Source organism: Duganella sp. CF517 (assembly GCF_900110275.1).
GTDB lineage: Bacteria > Pseudomonadota > Gammaproteobacteria > Burkholderiales > Burkholderiaceae_D > Rugamonas.
The window spans coordinates 1-16426 of sequence record NZ_FODC01000003.1; the positions used below are offsets into that span (position 1 = coordinate 1).

The following is a 16426-nucleotide window of genomic DNA, read 5'->3' on the forward strand; positions in this document are numbered from 1 at the left end:
GGTCGCGGCTGGCGGCCGTCATCAACTCCAGCAGCACCGGCTGGCCGATCAGCGACTTGAGCGAAATGGCGGCGTCGGTCGAGAGCGCGGCGATCTTGAAGCTGAAGCCGGTGGCTATGCCTTCCTCGCCCCGCACGCACTCGGCCAGCAGCACGTCGGCGCCGAGGGGCGTGGTGAGTTTGAGTATCCGAGTGCTTTGCGAGAAACCGGCGAGCAGTGCAGATGGAGAGGACGAGCTGTTTTGCGACGAAACCGGTTCTGTCATGTTACTTCTACTCCAGATATGCCGCGCTGGTACCTCCAACGCCGGGCTAGATATAATCCATGCAAGATTACACCCTAGAAAGTACTGTTTGACAAGAGCGATTCGATTGACGGAGGTGAATAGCGAGCCTTAGCGAGAAGACTGCGTTCTCTTTTTTCGATGGCGGAAAGGCGCGGACTTGAGCGTCGTGCCATTCTCTCTCTCCCAAAGCCGCACGCGGTACGCTTGAAAGAACAAATGGCTCGCATGCTGGAGCATTACGCCGGCAATAACTGTCCCAGGCAGTGCCCAGGTCATCACTGCGAACACCGAATAGAGCCCGGCGACATACAACCCGGCCACTGCGAACGTGTACATTGTTTTCGAAATGACGGAATGCCAACGATGAGGAATGCCAATCGCCCTGACATTTCTGTGGGTATCCATGGAGCGAGCGACCTTCTCCCAGTCGACGGATGAGTTATCTATATCTAGATGATTGGTAAATACTCCAAAACCATAGCGGCTCCACAATGCTTTCTCGCTACGCAGGGAGACGTGAATATTTTTCAAGAAAAATAGGATCACAAAACACGCGAACAGCAGTTTCGTATAGCCTCCCAAGTCCTGGAAGAACATCAATGGCAAAAAAAGGCAGAGGGCGGCCCATGCCATCGTAACGTAAAACACGCCCTGTAAAAGCAGCCGTGGAACTAGCCGGTTACCGGCTTTTATTGAAAGTAAGCCCTGCACGTACAGGACCGCGGCGCTAACGCTGAGCGCGCCATACAAGAAAAGCACTGCAGCATCCGGATGAATCAGCTCATGAATGATCCACCAGCCAAGCGCAGATCCCAACAGCATAAAGAAGAGTGAAAACGCAGTTAACAATACTTGTCTTCTTTATGAGTGAGATACGTTTCGCGAGGATGGTTGCCGCTGCGCTTATCGACCGTGGGTGCAATCCAGACAACATTACAACTCAGAAATTACTATTTGACAAGCGCGATTTGATTAAGTCGCGGCAACAAGTCCCGCAGGTACCCCGGGCGTCCGATCTCCTCCCCCGGCAGAAGTGCTTTGCCCTAACATTTCTTTCGTGTTTTCATGTACGATACCGGATTCGTCAAAGCATACGTGACGAAAAAATGGTAGTGATTACCGCCCGCCGCAAGGCGAGCGCGGAAGGTTGTTAATTTAGGGCAAGAGGATCATTGCACGTGCTTCCTTCATGTCCCGATCTCTTGGAGACGGAATGGGAGCTTCGCGCCCACCTTTACAGCGGGCAGCCGGCCTGATCATGTTGGCATGTGTCCTGGCCGTGACCACCGCGGTGGCGGCCGAAGCGTGGCGCTGGTCGCGTGCCGCCCCGCCCGGCGGCCAGCCGGCCGGCGCCCAGACCTCGGCCGCGCCGGCCGACCCCACCCTGACCGAACTGTCCCGCGCCATCATTCCGATGCCCAAGGGCGTGCCGTCCGCGCACGCCAGCGCGCTGGCCAGCCTGCCCGGCGGCGACCTGATCTCCTTCTGGTGGGCCGGCAGCCGCGAGAGCGGTCCGGACGTGAAGGTTTACGCCTCGCGCTGGTCCAACGGCAAGTGGAGCGATAACTGGGTCGTGGCCAGCCGCGAGTCGCTCGGGGCCGTGCTCGGCCACGGTGTGCGCCGCATCGGCAACCCGGTCGCCTGGACCGCCACCGACGGCACCGTCCACCTGTACGTCGTTTCCACCGGCCTGGGCGGCTGGGCCGCCTCGCGCATCGTGCAGATGGAATCGCGCGACCAGGGCGCCCATTTCACCGTGCGCCGGGTGCTGCCGATGTCCCCGGTCTTCAATACCAGCGTGCTGGTGCGTTCGGCGCCGATCGGCCTGGCCGACGGCGGCTGGTGGCTGCCGGCCTACTTCGAAATCGGCAACAAATACCCGATGCTGATGGCGTTCGACGCCAACGGCACGCCGCAGCGGCTGACGCGCATCGGCGCCCGCACGCAATCGCTGCAGCCGACGCTGGTGCCGGTGTCGGCCAGCGAGGTGCGCGCCTGGATGCGCGACGCCGGCGGCGAGCGGCGCGTGCAGCAGGCGTTCAGCCGCGACGGCGGCAACAGCTGGGAAGACATGGACGCCACCCCGATGACCAACCATGGCACCGCGCTGGCGGTGCTGCGCCTGACCAGCGGCAGCTTCCTGATGCTGCGCAACGCGGCCACCGACCACAACATGGCGCGCAGCACCTTGTCGCTGTCGGTCTCGACCGACGCGCACGCGTGGCGCCCGCTGACCGACATCGTCAGCGGCAAGCCCGGCGACGAGTTTTCGTATCCGGCGATGTACCAGGTGGGCGACGAGCTCCACATCACCTACACGTACCAGCGCCGCGCGATCGCGCACCACCGCCTGAAAATCCATCCGGGGAAGGACCCGTTATGAGCTTGCCTGATCTCGCCTTGCAGATCGTCTACGGGCGCCTGGCCTGGGCGCTGGTCGCCGCCGCCATGCTGCTGGCGATCCTGCCGGTGCTCAAGCCGGCGCTGTTGTCGACCTGGATGTCCAGGCTGTCCCCCAAACCGTCGCCGGTCGTCTTCGCGCTGCGCCCGCGCCGCTCGATGGTCAACGCCGCCTTCGTTCCCGGCGTGGTCATCGCCATGCTGGTGGTGATGGCCTTGCCGGACGCGGCGTCGCCGGCCTACTGGCTGACGTTGGTGTTCCAATACCCGAGCGCGCTGCTGGTCGGCTTCAGCGTGGTGTCGCTGCACGCACGCTGGCAGGGCCGGCCGGTCCGGCTGGTCATGCCGGCGGCCCTGGCGCTGCCGCTGGTCGTCGCCGGGCTGGTGTTGTATCTTGACGCCTTCGGCGTGCTGGCGCTGGGTCTATATTCCAGCGGCTTCGGCGCGGTCGCCGCACCGCTGGCCGCTTGCGCGATGGCCATCGCCTGCGCCGTGGCCATCGCGCGCGGCCAGGCCGGCTCCGGCGCCGCCGCGCTGCTGGTGGCCGTGTTGCTGTTTTCCGTGCTGCGCCTGCCTTCGGGCAATCTGTGGGACGCGCTGCTCGACCCGCTGCTGTGGTCGTGGGCGCTGGGCTCGACGGTGGTGGTCATGGTGCGCCAGCGCGCCGCCCGCCGCGCCGAGTTGGTGGCGCCGCTGGCCGAGCCCGACGCGTCGCCCATCCCGGAGCCGGTGCTTGCGCACGCGGCCGGTAACAAACAAATTTAATCAGCAATGGAGTAGTGCATGGTAAAGAACAAGTGGTATGTTCATCCGGTCGTCGCGGTCGGGGTCCTCGTCAACGTCTTCGTGATGCTGCTGGCGATCTTGTGGAAGGGCGACCAGACGGCGATCTGGCGCCTGTTGGTCGAGGACGGCATCGTCGAATGGATGCAGTTCCTGTGCTTCACCGTCACCGCCGGCATGCTCGGCTTCCTCGCCGTCGAACAATGGCAGCGCACGCCGAAGATCAACCTGCAACTGCTCGCCTTCGCCGGCCTGACGGCGCTGGTGGCGCTGGCGGCGCTGGAGGAAATCAGCTGGTTCCAGCGCATCCTGCACATCGCCTCGCCGGAGTACTTCCTGTCGCATAACCGCCAGTCCGAGACCAATCTGCACAACCTCGCCGTCGGCGGCGCCAGCCTGCACAAGGCGGTGCTGCTGAAGGTGATCGCCATCGTCGGCCTGACCCACAACATCATCTTGCCGCTGCTGGCGCGCAAGCGTCCGGCCGTGCGCGCGTTCGTCGAGCGCTTCGGCCTGTACCTGCCGCCGCTGTCGGTGTCGGTGATCTACGTCGCGCTGGTGGCCGTGTCGCACCTGGTCATCGACCATCCGCGCAAGGGCGAGCTGGGCGAGATGTTCGGCGCCGTCCATTACATGACCACCGTGTTCGCCGCCTACTACATCGGCGTCGGCTACGGCAAGCCGCCGGTGTTCGAACAGCCGGCCGACAGCCGCCGCGTGTCGACGCTGTTCGCGATGGTGGTAGTGTTCCTGCTGTTCACCGCCTGGCTGATGAGCGCCGGCGCGGGCGCGCCGCAGTACATGGCCTCGCATCCGATCGCCGCCGGCGCCAGCGCCGACTGACCCGTCGACAGGGGATTCCATGACACCACGTTCGAATAGCCTGCTGAACCGCTGCGCGGCGAGACTGGAAAGGCTGACCGCCTGGGCCGGCCCGTTTTCCACCACGCTGCAATTGCTGTTGCTCGGGCTGCTCATCCTGTCGCTGTCGCGCGCCGGCCTGGTCGCCTGGCAGTGGAGCAGGGTGGGGCCCACCGGCATTCCGCTGCGGATCTTCGTCCAGGGTGTGCGCGCCGACCTGATCTTGCTGGGATATTTCCTGGCGATCCCGCTGGTGCTGGCGCCGCTGCTGGCGCACCAGCGCACGCAGCGCCTGTGGCGCCTGTTGTCGGTCGGCTGGGCGACGTTCGCGTTGATCTTCATCGTTTTCATGGAAGTGTCCACGCCGCAGTTCATCATGCAGTTCGACGTGCGTCCGAACCGCCTGTTCATCGAATACCTGTCCTATCCGCACGAGGTCATCGCCACCTTGTGGAACGGCTTCCGCATCGCGCTGGTGCTGGGCGTGATTGCCACCATCCTGCTGGGCGTGGGCCTGTACCGGCTGCTCAAGGCTTCCTCGGCCCACATGACCAGCTGGCGTCCGCTCAAGTTGCTGCTGGTGTGGCCGCTGTTGGTGGCGCTGGTGTTCGTGCAAGTCCGCTCGACCACCGCGCACCGTCCGGCCAATCCGGCGCTGTTCGCGCTAACCGGCGATTCGATGGTCAACTCGCTCATCATCAACTCCGCATGGTCGGTGTTCGACGCGCTCAACTCGATGAGCAAAGAAGCCAACTCGTCCGAGATCTACGGCAAATACCCGCGCGAGAAAGTTTTCCAGGTCGTCAAGAGCGCGCCGTGGCTCAAGGATGCGCAGTTCACGTCCGCCGAGTTGCCGACCTTGCACAAGCAGGTCGCGGCCGCGCAGCGCGAGCGTCCGCTCAACCTGGTCATCGTGCTCGAGGAAAGCCTGGGCGCGACCTTTGTCGAATCGCTCGGCGGCGTGCCGGTCACCCCCGAGCTGGAAAAGTTGAAGAAGGAAGGCTGGTGGTTCGAGCAGCTGTACGCCACCGGCACCCGTTCGGTGCGCGGCATCGAGGCGGTCGTCGCCGGCTACGGCCCGACGCCGGCGCGCAGCGTGGTCAAGCTGTCGCTGGCGCAGCAGAACTTCTACACCTTGGCGCTGGGCCTGGGCCAGAAGGGTTACCACACCGAGTTCGTCTACGGCGGCGAGGCGCACTTCGACAATATGCGCGGTTTCTTCACCGGTAACGGCTTCCAGAAGGTGGTCGACCGCCGCGACATGAAGCCGGTGTTCGAAGGCAGTTGGGGCGCCTCCGACGAGGACTTGTTCGACAAATCGCTGGAGCGGCTCAAGACCCTGCACGCGGCCAACAAGCCGTTCTTCAGCCTGATCTTCACGTCGTCCAATCACGAGCCGTTCCAGTTCCCGGACGGCCGCATCACGCTGCACGACGCCGAGAAGCAGACCGTGAACAACGCCGTCAAGTACGCCGACTACGCGCTGGGCCGCTTCATCGCCCAGGCCAAAAAGGAAGCTTACTGGAAGGATACCGTGTTCCTGATCGTCGCCGACCACGACAACCGGGTCTACGGCGACAGCCTGGTGCCGATCAATAAATTCCATATCCCGGGGCTGATCATGGGCGCCGACATCCAGCCCAAGGTCATCAAGACCATCGCCAGCCAGATCGATCTGGCGCCGACGATGCTGTCGCTGATGGGCGTGTCGAGCGAGCACCCGATGATCGGCCGCGACTTCGCGCGCGACAGCGAAACCCCGGGCCGGGCGTTGATCCAGTTCGACAATTACTTCGCGTGGCTGGAGGGCTCGTCGGCCACCATCCTGCGGCCGGGCCAGGAGCCGTTGCTGGGCAAGTACGACGCCGCCACCAAGACGCTGACCACGAGTTCAACGCCAGCCGATCCGCAACTGGTGGACAAAGCCATGTCGCACGTGGTGCTGCCTTCGATCCTGTACCGCGAGCAGCGCTACAAATTGCCGAAGTAAATGTCATGGATGTTTTCTTTTAGATAATGATATATTATATAAAAGTATCCGAAAGTTAACCATTCTGACGAGGCATCGCAATGAAAAAAACACTAGGGCTGGTCGTGCTGGCCGCCACGCTCGTTTCCGCCTCCGCCTCCGCCCACGCGGAAACGTTCGACTTTTCTTACACGTTCGCCGACAGCAGGGTCATCACCGGGAGGCTTGACGGCACGGCCAACGGCAACCTTGTCACCGATCTGTCGAACATCTATGTCAAAGTCAACGGCGTCGATTTCGCGGGCAGCGGTTCGCTGCTCTCGGCCCGCTACGACGGGACAGGTTGGCGTGACGATGCGGTGGTCTCTTTCACCGGCCTGGAAAATAATTTCCTTTTCACGGATGGCCTTTTTCCCGGTTCCTACAATGTCAACTACTTCACCCAACGTAGCGGGCCCGGTCTCGATTTCAGCTGGGTGGAATCGACACGCGGCTTCAAGAGTAGCGAGATATATACCGTCACCACCGGCGGCACCTTGGCCCGCTGGACGCTGACTGCCGTCACCACCGTTCCCGAGCCCGAGACGTATGCGATGCTGTTGGCAGGTTTGGGTCTGCTCGGCGCGGTTGCGCGTCGGCGCAAGCACGCTTGATTGCCGAGTCAACGCGCTAGACGGATTTTTCTCGGCGCCGCCCGGGCAAATCCGATGGTGGCCGCGCCGAACAGCGCCGCCACCATCGGATCGCGCCGGACCACCACGGTGCTCGGACGCACCGGGTAGTTGGTGTCGTCAATCAACCGGTGGATACGGTTGCCCTCGCGGCTGACGGTCATGCTCAGCGCGGGGCCCTCATAGGTGTCTTGAGTTGTGTGTTCCATGTCGCTCCTCTTGTTTCAATCCACGCGGTCGGCGTGGTGCAAATGCGCTGGTGCGGCGTGCCAGCGTGGCGGCCCAGCGCAGGTTAAGCCACAGCCCGATGCACGCGACGCACAATAGTCCTGCGGCCCACGGCGTCAGCCGGGGCTCGTAACACGCGGCCAGCAGCAGCGGCAATGCCGCCGTATGCGTCGCCCATTGCAGGTTCGCCAGCCGCTCCGGAATGATCTTGCCCACCGCCGGCAGCTTGCCGCCCCGTGCCGCTGTCGCGTCCTGCGCGTGATGCCAGGCTAAAAATGGCACGATCTTGTACAGCATCCCGTTGATGGCCGACAGCGCGAAGCCGGCGATCAGCAGCACGCCCAGCGCCAAAGGCGTGGCGTTCGATACTTCCGCGTGCGACCACAGCCACAGCACCAGCGCCGTCACCAAGCTGGCCATCGCCATGCGCCAGTACAGCGTGGTCGGATCGGCCTGGGGACGTTTGCGGCGCGCCAGCAGGTGCAGCGCGACGCCCGCGAACAGCGCAAAGCCGGCGGCCAGCAACACCAGGCAGGTCTGGTGAAACACCAGCCCGGTGCCTGACAGTCCGCTCGACAGCGACGCCGCCACCAGCAGCAGGAACAGCCACATCGTGTAGCTTCCGGTCAAGAACGAGGGGTAGGGCTCGGTCAGCATGAACATCGGCACCACCTGGAAGGCGAGCACGATCACCAGTAGCCCCACCCAGCCGAGCAGCCCCCACATCGCGTGCAGGTCGGTCAGGCGTATCAGTGGCAGCTGGGCCGCTGCCGGCCAGGCGAAGGCGCCGGCCAGCATGCCTCCCAGGGCGGCGGTCAGCACCAGCGCCGTCAGCGCCAGCCGGATGCCGGCCACCACCGCGCCGGAACCGTTGGCGTGCGGACGCCACATGGCGACCGTGCAGGCGCCCAGGAACAGCAGCAATGACGCCAGCAGCGCCGCCATCGCCATCGCGAACAGCGTTGGCAACCCGGACCAGAAGGCGAGCGCCAGCAGCAGCGTGCCGGCGTTCAAACCGAGGTGCACCGCCGCGCCGACGCGGCCCACGTGCGGGACGGCGATGCCGGCGACGACTGGCAGCATTTGCAGCAGCGCGCCGATCATTGTCATGCTCAGGCAGCCGAGCACCAGCAAATGCGTCAGCGCCAACGTCCGCGGCGACCAGCGCGTCAGCAGCGCGGCCTCGCCCTGCCATGTCAGCAGGCCCGCCGCCAGCGCGGCGAACAGCGGCGCGGTGAGGAAGTAGCGCAGCGGCAGCGACAATGTGGGGTTGTTATCGGAGGAGAGCGCGCGGCGCGGCGCGGCGGCAAGCTTCATGCGTCACCGCAGTCGGGCACCTGCCAGATCAACACTTCGTAGCGCGCCTCGCACGGCGTCGTGCGGTGCGCGCAGCCGTAGCGGCTTAGCACCTGGTACAGCGGAACAGGATCGCGGTCGATCATCACGCGCAGCCGCTCGTCCGGCCCCAGCGTGTCGAGCGCCTCGAGGATGAGGACCATGGGTTGGGGCGGCTCCAGCCCGCCGACGTCGAGCAGGCGGGCGCTGCGGTCGTGGTTGTTGTGCATCGTGTGGTCCTTGGTGATGTGCTGGACGGCATTGTCCCATTGGCCCAGGCACAATTTCTTTGATGCACATCAAGGATTCCGGGCTTGACGGCGCGCTACAGTTCGTCCGCCATCCGGCATCGACTTTTTAGCCCCACGCCATCCTATGATTCATGCTGATTCCGTTTCATCCGCCGCGCCGCCCATCGAGCTGGTGTGCTCGGCCGGCAGCCTGCCGGCGCTCAAGGCCGCCGTCGACCTGGGCGCCGACTGCGTTTACCTCGGCTTTCGCGACGCCACCAACGCGCGCAACTTCGCCGGCCTCAATTTCGACGACGCCGCCATCGCCCAGGGCATCGCCTACGCGCACGCGCGCGGCCGCAAGGTGCTGCTGGCACTGAACACCTATCCGTAGCCGGAGACCAGCGCGCTATGGCGCGGCGCCATCGACCGCGCGGCCGCCGCCGGCATCGACGCCGTCATCCTGGCCGATCCCGGCCTGATGCGCCACGCCGCCGACAACTATCCCGATCTTTGCCTGCACCTGTCGGTGCAGGGCTCGGCCACCAGCGCCGAGGCGATCAATTTTTACCACCGCCAGTTCGGTATCGCCCGCGGGGTGCTGCCGCGCGTGCTGTCGCTGGCGCAGGTCGAACACGTCGCCAACAACACCGACGTCGAGATCGAGGTGTTCGGTTTCGGCAGCCTGTGCGTGATGGTCGAGGGCCGCTGCGCGCTGTCGTCGTATGTGACGGGCGAGTCGCCCAACACGCATGGCGTCTGCTCGCCGGCCAAGGCGGTGCGCTGGCAGCAAAACCCGCGCGGCCTGGAGTCGCGCCTGAACGGCGTGCTGATCGACCGCTACACCCCGCAGGAGCACGCCAGCTATCCGACCTTGTGCAAGGGCTGTTTCGAGGTTAACGACGAAACCTATTACGCGGTCGAGGAGCCGACCAGCCTGAACACCTTGGGACTGCTGCCGCAACTGCTGGCGATGGGCGTGCGCGCGATCAAGATCGATGGGCGCCAGCGCAGCCCCGCCTACCTTGCGCAGGTCACGCGCGTGTGGCGCGAGGCGCTCGACCAGTGCCTGCACAATGCCGCGCGCTATGCCGTCAAGCCGGGCTGGATGGCCGAATTGAACACGCTGGCCGAGGGCCAGCAACACACCTTGGGGGCCTACCACCGCGCCTGGAAATGACGACATAAACAACGGAGAAACTATGCTCAAACTGGCCCTGGGACCGCTGCTGTACTACTGGCCGCGCGAGAAGGTGATGGCGTTTTACGAAGAGGTCGCGGCCTCGCCGGTGGACATCGTCTACCTGGGCGAGACGGTTTGCTCGCGCCGCCACGAAATGCGCGCCGCCGACTGGCTGGCGCTAGGCGCGATGCTGGAGGCCGAAGGCAAGCAGGTGGTGATGTCGACCCTGGCGCTGATCGAGTCGAGCGCGGACGTGACCGCGCTGCGCCGGCTGACGGCCAACGGCCACTTCACCGTCGAAGCCAGCGACATGGGCGCGGTGCAGCTGCTGTCCGGACAGGCGCCGTTCGTCGCCGGGCCGCACCTGAACATCTACAACCCGCCGACCTTGGCGCTGCTGGCCGGGCTGCTTCACGGCGCGGAACCGCAACCTGCAAAGGACGACTGCCGCTTCAGCTGCATCGAGCATCCGGACGGGCTGGTCATGCGCACCCGCGAGCAGGAGGATTTCCTGTTCCTCAACGGTATCCAGAGCCAGTCGGCGCTGGTCTACAACTTGCTGGGCGAGTTGGGGCGGTTGTGCGAACTGGGCGTCGACGTGGTGCGACTAAGTCCGCAGTCGCAGCACATGGGCAAGATCATCGGCGCGTTCGACGCGGTGCGGCGCGGCGCCGCGCCGGCGGCGGCCAGCGCGCGCATGGTGTCGCCGCTGCTGCCGGCGCCTGCCTGCAACGGTTATTGGTACGGTAAGCCGGGGCTTGAGCATTTGACGGAGGCTGCGGTATGACGCCGGGTACTACACATCGCGCCGGCGGCGCGCAGGCGCCGTCGTCGCTGCCCCCGGTGCTGGGCGCGCTGGGACGGCGCTTGCCGGCCTGGCCGGGATCGCTGCTGTGCGTGGCCGCGCTGAACCTGGTGTTGCGGCCGCATTTGCCCGACGACGTGCGCGCCAGCCTGGAAGGCAGGCATCTGCGCGTGCATGTCAAGGATGCGGGTGTCGGGTTCGACTTCACGTGGCGCGATGCGGGGTTCGCGGCTTTGCAGGCGGGGCCCGTGCCGGATCTGGAGATCGGGGCCAGCGCGCGGGATTTCGTCGCGCTGGCCAGGCGCGAGCAGGACCTGCGAGGAGTCACGTAGGGCGGATTAGGCGGAAAGCCGCAGTCGGCCATCGTTAAGCCGTCGATAACGCATGCATGGCCGATTACGCTTCGCTAATCCGCACTACGTGATTTAGAAGATCGTTCGCGTTTGGGGCATCAGTGGCTGCGGCGCATAGCGAAGCGCGGGAACAATGGCGCGATGCTCGCCAGCGTGTCCTCGCCGGGATAGCCGGCAATGGCGGCGGCAACCAGCGCTTCGTTGTCGCAGCCGGTGGCGCGGAACTCCTGGAGCACGTAGTTGGCGACGCCCATGCCGGCCAGCGTGTTCGCCAGCTCCATCAGCACCGGCGGTGGCAACTGCGCCGGATGCACCGTGGTGCGGCATTCGTAGTCGACGCCGCTGGCGATGATCGCCTGCACACTCTCGCGCGCCGGCCGGCGACGCCGGTAATCTCCGCATAGCGGTCGAACGGCGCCTTGACGTCGAAGCCGACCCAATCCCACATCGGCAGGACTTTCTGCAGCTCCGGATAGATGCACGCGGTCTCTAGGCCGACTTTGAAGCCCAGCGCGCGCACCTGCTGGATTGCGCCGCCCAGCGCCGGGTCCATGGTGGCCTCGCCGCCGCAGAACACCACCGCATCGAGCAGGCCGACGCGCCGCTGTAGCCCCGCCAGCAGCGTGCTCCACGACAGCGGACTGTCGCGGGTGCGCTCCTGCAAATGCGGGCCCGAGCATTTTTCCCGCATTCATTATTTCCACACAGCCAATCCCTGTACGACAACCTGCGCGCGGGGCAGCGGCCCGGTACGTTGCTGATCGGCTGCTGCGACTCGCGGGTCGCTCCGGCGCTCATGACCGGCAGCGACCCGGGTGACATGTTCGTCGTGCGCAACATCGCCAATTTGGTGCCGCCGTGCACGCCGACGGCGTCGGCCGGTGTCAGTTCGGCGATTGAGTTCGCTGTTTGCGAGCTTGAGGTCGAGCGCGTGATCGTATTAGGGCACGCGCGCTGCGGCGGCATCCGCGCGCTGATGGCGCCGCGCAAGGCCGAACGCGAAACTAACTTCGTCGGACAGTGGATGCGCATCGCCGAGCCGGTGGCCGCCCGCGTCCGGCGCGACCTGGGCCATCGCGACAGCGCCGAGCAGCACCACGCGTGCGAACTGGCCAGCATCCTGTTGTCGCTCGCTAACTTGTTGACGTATCGCTGGCTCAAGCGCCGCGTCGACGAAGGCAAGCTCAAGCTGCACGGCTAGTATTTCGATTTGGAGAGCGGCACTTTGATGGCCTACTCGGCCAGGCAACAGCAGTTCCTGCCGCTGGTTTGTCCGTTGCCCGCCCGCCGCGCGCTGGACGAGGTGGCCGCGTAACAGTTTCGCCTCCCATACCCGGCGGAAGCCGAAGATGGCCTGGTGACTACGGTTGGCGAAAGCACGGTTACAACGACGAGATCAACTTCGCGCCACAAGCGGTGAGGTCGTCGTGATAGGCATAAGAACGGCCTTCATGTTTGGCGCCGACACCATCTGGTTTGATCGGGAAGTTCCCTTTGCATTGTGGGCAAAAGGTCATGTCGTCAGCCAGTGCTGCTGGTTTGCCCATCACCACCGTGTCTGAGGAGGCCGCGATCACCTTGCCCCCGTGGTCTGTTTTGTCACCGAGGCGGATGACACCCCGTCCTTCATGTTTCATGACATTTCCTTTTCGATGAGCTGAGCAGTTACTCTTTGATGGCGGTGTTGATGTTAACAGGCGCGTCGTCCATCAGATGCCATGTGATCTCGGTGGCGGATATGTCGAGCCACCAGTCGTACTTCGGCTGCGGGAAAGGCTGGCCGGCGACAACCCAGGCTTGACGCCAGTGCTGATTAACCGCGCCGGCCAATGGGTGAGTGGCCGGAAGCCATGGCTGCCAAGTGCCGGTCCTGGTGCATGTCTCATCGGCCCGGCGGCTGACGAACGGCTTCGGCCGTGCAACGTGTCGGATCAGATGCTTTGGAGCCCTTGGTTCGACCACGTCCTCCGCGTGCCAGGCGGTGACCCAGTACTCCCAAGTGACGTCCGGGAGCGATTTTTCAGGCGCATGATTGGACATCGGTATCTGGCTGAACGGTTCGTTCTGTTTGTAGAGGCCAGGTTGGATCGGTTGGCTCTGGGCGTCGGTAACAGGAGCCATCTTGGTGGTGAGAGGGCGCCAGTAGCCCTCGTGGGGCGCCCGTGGCGCTTTCGTGGTGATGTCTGTCTTGCGTAAGACTAGTTCTGGCGGCACAAAGAAGCGCGAACTGTTTGGCGGCGCCACGGATATGTTTAGGGATTCAACCGGAGAGACGCCCATGGCGGCTCGGACCAGAGTGTCGCGGTCGCCATTCCAGGGCGGCAGCGCGGCCGGCGGGAGAGGGAGCACCCTATCCAAGTTCGGAAAGCGCCGGAAGCGGTCGAAGAACAGCGCATCCCCTAATAGTGCGTAACGTTCTGCACGTGCCTTATCAATGAATGGGGCCAACATGTCGGCCAGGTTGAACGGCTTGCTGAATTCAATGGATAGATCATTTGCGCAATCCTCACAGCCAAGCCTGACGCCATGATGTAAAACGCGGAATGCTTGTTCTTTTTCTTCTTTAGTTGGATCACGCAGGGCAGGTATTTTGAGTTTTAACATTAAGAAATATGCCGCCTGCCCGTAGCCTTGCCCAACGGAACAAGCTAGCATTTTCATCGAGACCGGCCTGTTTGCCCAGTAGCTGCGTGTGTCGTTGTCCGCTGCTGCCCCTAACCTTTCGCCCAAATATGCCATCGCCTCCGGATTGCCCATCAATGCAGCTCTTTGCCAGAGCGCGTATGCGCGCGTGGCATCTGCTTGCACGCCCGTGGCATTTTTGTAGTAGGTCCCCATCCGGTCATAGGCCGCAGGGATTCCTAACTCCATGGCTTTTTCTATTAGTTTCACCGCATCATTAGTATCATGGCTGGGGCTTTTTCCTTCCACAAAAAGACTGGCTAAATTAATCATCGCTTTCCAGTGATTGCGTTGAGCCGCCAGGCGCGTGAAGTGGACCACTTGCTGCGGGTCGCGATCCTGGAGAAATATTTGGGGGTTTTCCAAGGCCTGTGCCTGGAAAAACCAAGCCTCTGCTTGCGCATCGATTGGGATGAGTTTCGCGGCCTCGATGGAGCAATCAAAATCAGGCATGTGAGGATTAAACAAGGGAAGACTGACAGAGCGGATTGGCATATCCTCTGAAGCGGTTGTCATGATGTGGCCCAATACGATAGAGATGACGATAGCTGGCACGACGGCCAAGGAGATATAGACTGTAGGTGAGAGAGGAGGTCGCATTTAACCTATCCTTATGGTAGAGCTGCGTTCATCTTCTAGAGGTAATAGATAGCCATATAAGCCGAGTCCACCGTTTTTCGATTCCTTATTCTGCGACATGCACTTCTTCCAGAGGACATACGTCTCACTTATGTCTTTCCTGCCCCCATCCCCACCGGTTGCCGAAGCATTGCTGTGATTTGACCAAATTCTCTGGCGCAGATCCCGGACAAGTTGGGGGTTCACTGTGGCGAGATTGATTTCACTGTCCACCGCCATACTGCGGATGTTCAGGTTCGCGCTGCCTACCGTCATGAACGTGTCGTCAACCAGCAAAAGCTTGGAATGAATGTAAATTTCCCGGTAGCGCCATTCGCAGCCGACGCAGTCGCAAGCATTGAGCATGGCGACGGACACCTTCAGTCCGAATTCGGTTTCCAACCTCATCGCCGTAGGTTTGTCGATCGAGTTGGCGTGACGGACGACGTCCGATACAGCCGTATGCCCCGCAAAGCGCTGCGTCGAGCCGTGATTTTGCTGCCCTGCCGCGCGCTCGTTAGCACTCTTGATGAGCTTTTCCTGACCCGTCATCGTTTCCTGTTGTCCAAGAACCGCCAACGCGTCATATGTGCGCGGAACCATTTGTGTCACTTCGGGCACAGGAATAACCACAAAAACGTGCATGACCGGCATACTTTCCGCGTCCTTCCCCGCCTTCTTGCAGCCCAGGCTCCAGCGCTCGGCAACCTTGCGACGTGATTCCAGTAAGCGCCGCGACCAGTCCTCGTACTGAAAATATTGATTTTCGATATACATGTAGCCTGCGGCCATCGTGGCGATATCCGTGGCCTGGAAATACAAGTCGCGGATGCTCGTATCCTGATCCTCGGGCTGGGTACGGATGACCTGGACGCTGCAATCGCCGGGTTCTGCGGCGCGTTTCAAAGCGGCGGGGACGATATCTTCCGTCCCCGTTGCGGCGGCGACGGCCATCGCGCCTTCCAGCGTGCCGGAATCGCTTTTGGCTTTGTGCCAGGCCGAAATGAAGTTCTTGTTAATGGCGATGAGCGCGCCGCCGCCGTCCAACCTGCAAGCGTAGTCCTGAAACGGCTTGAGCGTATGGAAATCATCGTCTATGCAGCGCTCGCGCTTTGGGTTGTCAACCTTGTGCGTATTCGTGTCCCAGTAGTCGGTGATCGAATTGAGGCCCATGATATAGCCGACGGCCTTGGCGCCGTCTTTGTAGGCAAAATCGATCAGGATAGGCTTTTGATGGTGACTCCCGAAATTTTTCAAGATTCCAAATTCCACAGTCGATGGCGTTGGAGACTTTGTCTGATTCGCATGTGCTTCCAGCGACATCTTGATCGCTTTCGCATCGGTGCCGCGCAGGCGGACTTCAACGTTCTCAAGCAGATTCTTAAAGGCGGCTTTATACCAGCTAAAGCAGTATTCTTCGCGCGCCAGCAAGGGAACGTCATCAACCTTTGCCGTGAAAGCCCATGGTTCGACAACTTGGTTGCGGGTGTGTGTTCTGTAGATGGTAGAGCGCCTTTGACGCTGGGCCGCTAGCATGGCGAGGCTGCTTTGCGCGCTGATTTGGGCAGCATACTTCACGTCGATATCCGTCTGACACCATGGGCGCGTACCATGCGTATGGCCGGGCATATTACATGGGTTTTTCGTATTCACAGCGCCCCAGTCATACCAGACCAGCAAGCGAACCTTGACGCCGCGCTTGCCAGCCGCAATGAGCAGATCGCCATACGTTTCGCCGCGCGGCCACGTGCCGCCATCGCCGCGCACCAGTTCCATCCCCGGATCGAAACCCCAGCAGCAAATATCGATGCTCTTTTCGGCTAGCGCGATTTGCCTGGCGATGTCGGCAAAGCCTTCTTCGCCGCAGATAAACATGGTGAGGCGGTTATTGTGGGTAATTGGATGCGACGCGTGTCCCCGCTTGTTGCGCATCTCCGCAAACCATTGCACCGTGCTCGTCGCGGTACGGGCAACTTCGTCGATATGCGTGGTTTCCTTGCGTTTGATTGGATCGGTCATAGC

At 62.7% G+C, this 16426-nt stretch carries 17 protein-coding genes and 2 pseudogenes; 9 read left to right on the plus strand and 10 right to left on the minus strand.

The window, feature by feature from the left end:
• The coding region (locus BMX85_RS30050; protein ID WP_143067953.1) for a hypothetical protein at positions 1-265 on the minus strand (265 nt) is incomplete at its 3' end.
• Between the two features lie 129 nt (positions 266-394).
• Positions 395-1135, minus strand: a complete 741-nt coding sequence (locus BMX85_RS11850; protein ID WP_143067954.1) for a hypothetical protein — start codon at positions 1133-1135, stop codon at positions 395-397.
• 409 nt (positions 1136-1544) lie between these two features.
• On the opposite strand from BMX85_RS11850, the gene BMX85_RS11855 reads away from it, so the two are divergent.
• The 5 genes from BMX85_RS11855 to BMX85_RS30950 all read left to right on the plus strand — a co-directional run bounded on the left by BMX85_RS11855 (position 1545) and on the right by BMX85_RS30950 (position 6952).
• Positions 1545-2669, plus strand: coding sequence for an exo-alpha-sialidase (locus tag BMX85_RS11855; protein WP_229210416.1), 1125 nt, complete (start codon positions 1545-1547; stop codon positions 2667-2669).
• Entirely contained in the window at positions 2666-3451 is a 786-nt protein-coding gene (locus BMX85_RS11860) for a hypothetical protein (RefSeq protein ID WP_090317785.1), read from the plus strand. The genes BMX85_RS11855 and BMX85_RS11860 overlap by 4 nt, the downstream gene beginning before the upstream one ends.
• 18 nt (positions 3452-3469) lie before the next feature.
• Positions 3470-4312, plus strand: a complete 843-nt coding sequence (locus tag BMX85_RS11865; protein WP_090317788.1) for a hypothetical protein — start codon at positions 3470-3472, stop codon at positions 4310-4312.
• 19 nt (positions 4313-4331) lie between these two features.
• Complete coding sequence (locus BMX85_RS11870; RefSeq protein WP_090317791.1) at positions 4332-6320, plus strand: LTA synthase family protein; 1989 nt, start codon at positions 4332-4334, stop codon at positions 6318-6320.
• Positions 6321-6400: 80 nt separating this feature from the next.
• Complete coding sequence (locus BMX85_RS30950; RefSeq protein WP_090317794.1) at positions 6401-6952, plus strand: PEP-CTERM sorting domain-containing protein; 552 nt, start codon at positions 6401-6403, stop codon at positions 6950-6952.
• Between the two features lie 8 nt (positions 6953-6960).
• Here BMX85_RS30950 and BMX85_RS11880 read toward each other — a convergent pair whose 3' ends face one another.
• From BMX85_RS11880 to BMX85_RS11890, 3 genes are read right to left on the minus strand one after another with little or no spacing between them, the layout of a single operon-like run.
• The gene (locus BMX85_RS11880; protein WP_090317797.1) at positions 6961-7179 is read right to left on the minus strand and encodes a hypothetical protein; all 219 of its coding nucleotides are present in this window, start codon (positions 7177-7179) and stop codon (positions 6961-6963) included.
• Positions 7151-8515 (minus strand): permease, encoded by a 1365-nt coding sequence (locus tag BMX85_RS11885; protein WP_177196726.1) that lies wholly within the window; start codon positions 8513-8515, stop codon positions 7151-7153. Before BMX85_RS11885 ends, BMX85_RS11880 begins: the two co-directional genes overlap by 29 nt.
• Complete coding sequence (locus BMX85_RS11890) at positions 8512-8763, minus strand: DUF2249 domain-containing protein (protein ID WP_090319962.1); 252 nt, start codon at positions 8761-8763, stop codon at positions 8512-8514. The genes BMX85_RS11885 and BMX85_RS11890 overlap by 4 nt, the downstream gene beginning before the upstream one ends.
• A 145-nt stretch (positions 8764-8908) precedes the next feature.
• Here BMX85_RS11890 and BMX85_RS11895 point away from each other — a divergent pair.
• From BMX85_RS11895 to BMX85_RS11905, 3 genes and pseudogenes are all read left to right on the plus strand, one after another.
• Positions 8909-9943, plus strand: a pseudogene (locus BMX85_RS11895) (peptidase U32 family protein).
• Positions 9944-9965: 22 nt separating this feature from the next.
• Positions 9966-10733, plus strand: a complete 768-nt coding sequence (locus BMX85_RS11900; RefSeq protein WP_090317801.1) for a U32 family peptidase — start codon at positions 9966-9968, stop codon at positions 10731-10733.
• Positions 10730-11083, plus strand: coding sequence for a ubiquinone anaerobic biosynthesis accessory factor UbiT (locus tag BMX85_RS11905; RefSeq protein ID WP_177196727.1), 354 nt, complete (start codon positions 10730-10732; stop codon positions 11081-11083). The genes BMX85_RS11900 and BMX85_RS11905 overlap by 4 nt, the downstream gene beginning before the upstream one ends.
• A gap of 119 nt (positions 11084-11202) precedes the next feature.
• Here the strand turns inward: BMX85_RS11905 and BMX85_RS30450 are convergent, their stop codons facing one another.
• A complete protein-coding gene (locus BMX85_RS30450) occupies positions 11203-11466 on the minus strand; it encodes a hypothetical protein (RefSeq protein WP_177196728.1) in 264 nt (87 codons plus the stop codon).
• Positions 11385-11795 (minus strand): hypothetical protein, encoded by a 411-nt coding sequence (locus BMX85_RS30455; RefSeq protein ID WP_177196723.1) that lies wholly within the window; start codon positions 11793-11795, stop codon positions 11385-11387. The genes BMX85_RS30450 and BMX85_RS30455 overlap by 82 nt, the downstream gene beginning before the upstream one ends.
• Here BMX85_RS30455 and BMX85_RS30955 point away from each other — a divergent pair.
• Positions 11769-12419 (plus strand): annotated as a pseudogene (locus BMX85_RS30955) (carbonic anhydrase). The gene BMX85_RS30455 and the pseudogene BMX85_RS30955 sit on opposite strands and share 27 nt — an antisense overlap.
• 67 nt (positions 12420-12486) lie before the next feature.
• Here the strand turns inward: BMX85_RS30955 and BMX85_RS11920 are convergent.
• Genes BMX85_RS11920 through BMX85_RS11930 form a run of 3 tightly spaced genes read right to left on the minus strand, consistent with a single transcriptional unit; the run spans position 12487 to position 16423 of the window.
• Complete coding sequence (locus tag BMX85_RS11920) at positions 12487-12741, minus strand: PAAR domain-containing protein (RefSeq protein WP_090317804.1); 255 nt, start codon at positions 12739-12741, stop codon at positions 12487-12489.
• 28 nt (positions 12742-12769) lie between these two features.
• Positions 12770-14386 (minus strand): tetratricopeptide repeat protein, encoded by a 1617-nt coding sequence (locus BMX85_RS11925; RefSeq protein ID WP_143067955.1) that lies wholly within the window; start codon positions 14384-14386, stop codon positions 12770-12772.
• Positions 14387-16423 (minus strand): phospholipase D-like domain-containing protein, encoded by a 2037-nt coding sequence (locus BMX85_RS11930; RefSeq protein ID WP_090317809.1) that lies wholly within the window; start codon positions 16421-16423, stop codon positions 14387-14389.
• Between the last annotated feature and the right edge of the window lie 3 nt (positions 16424-16426).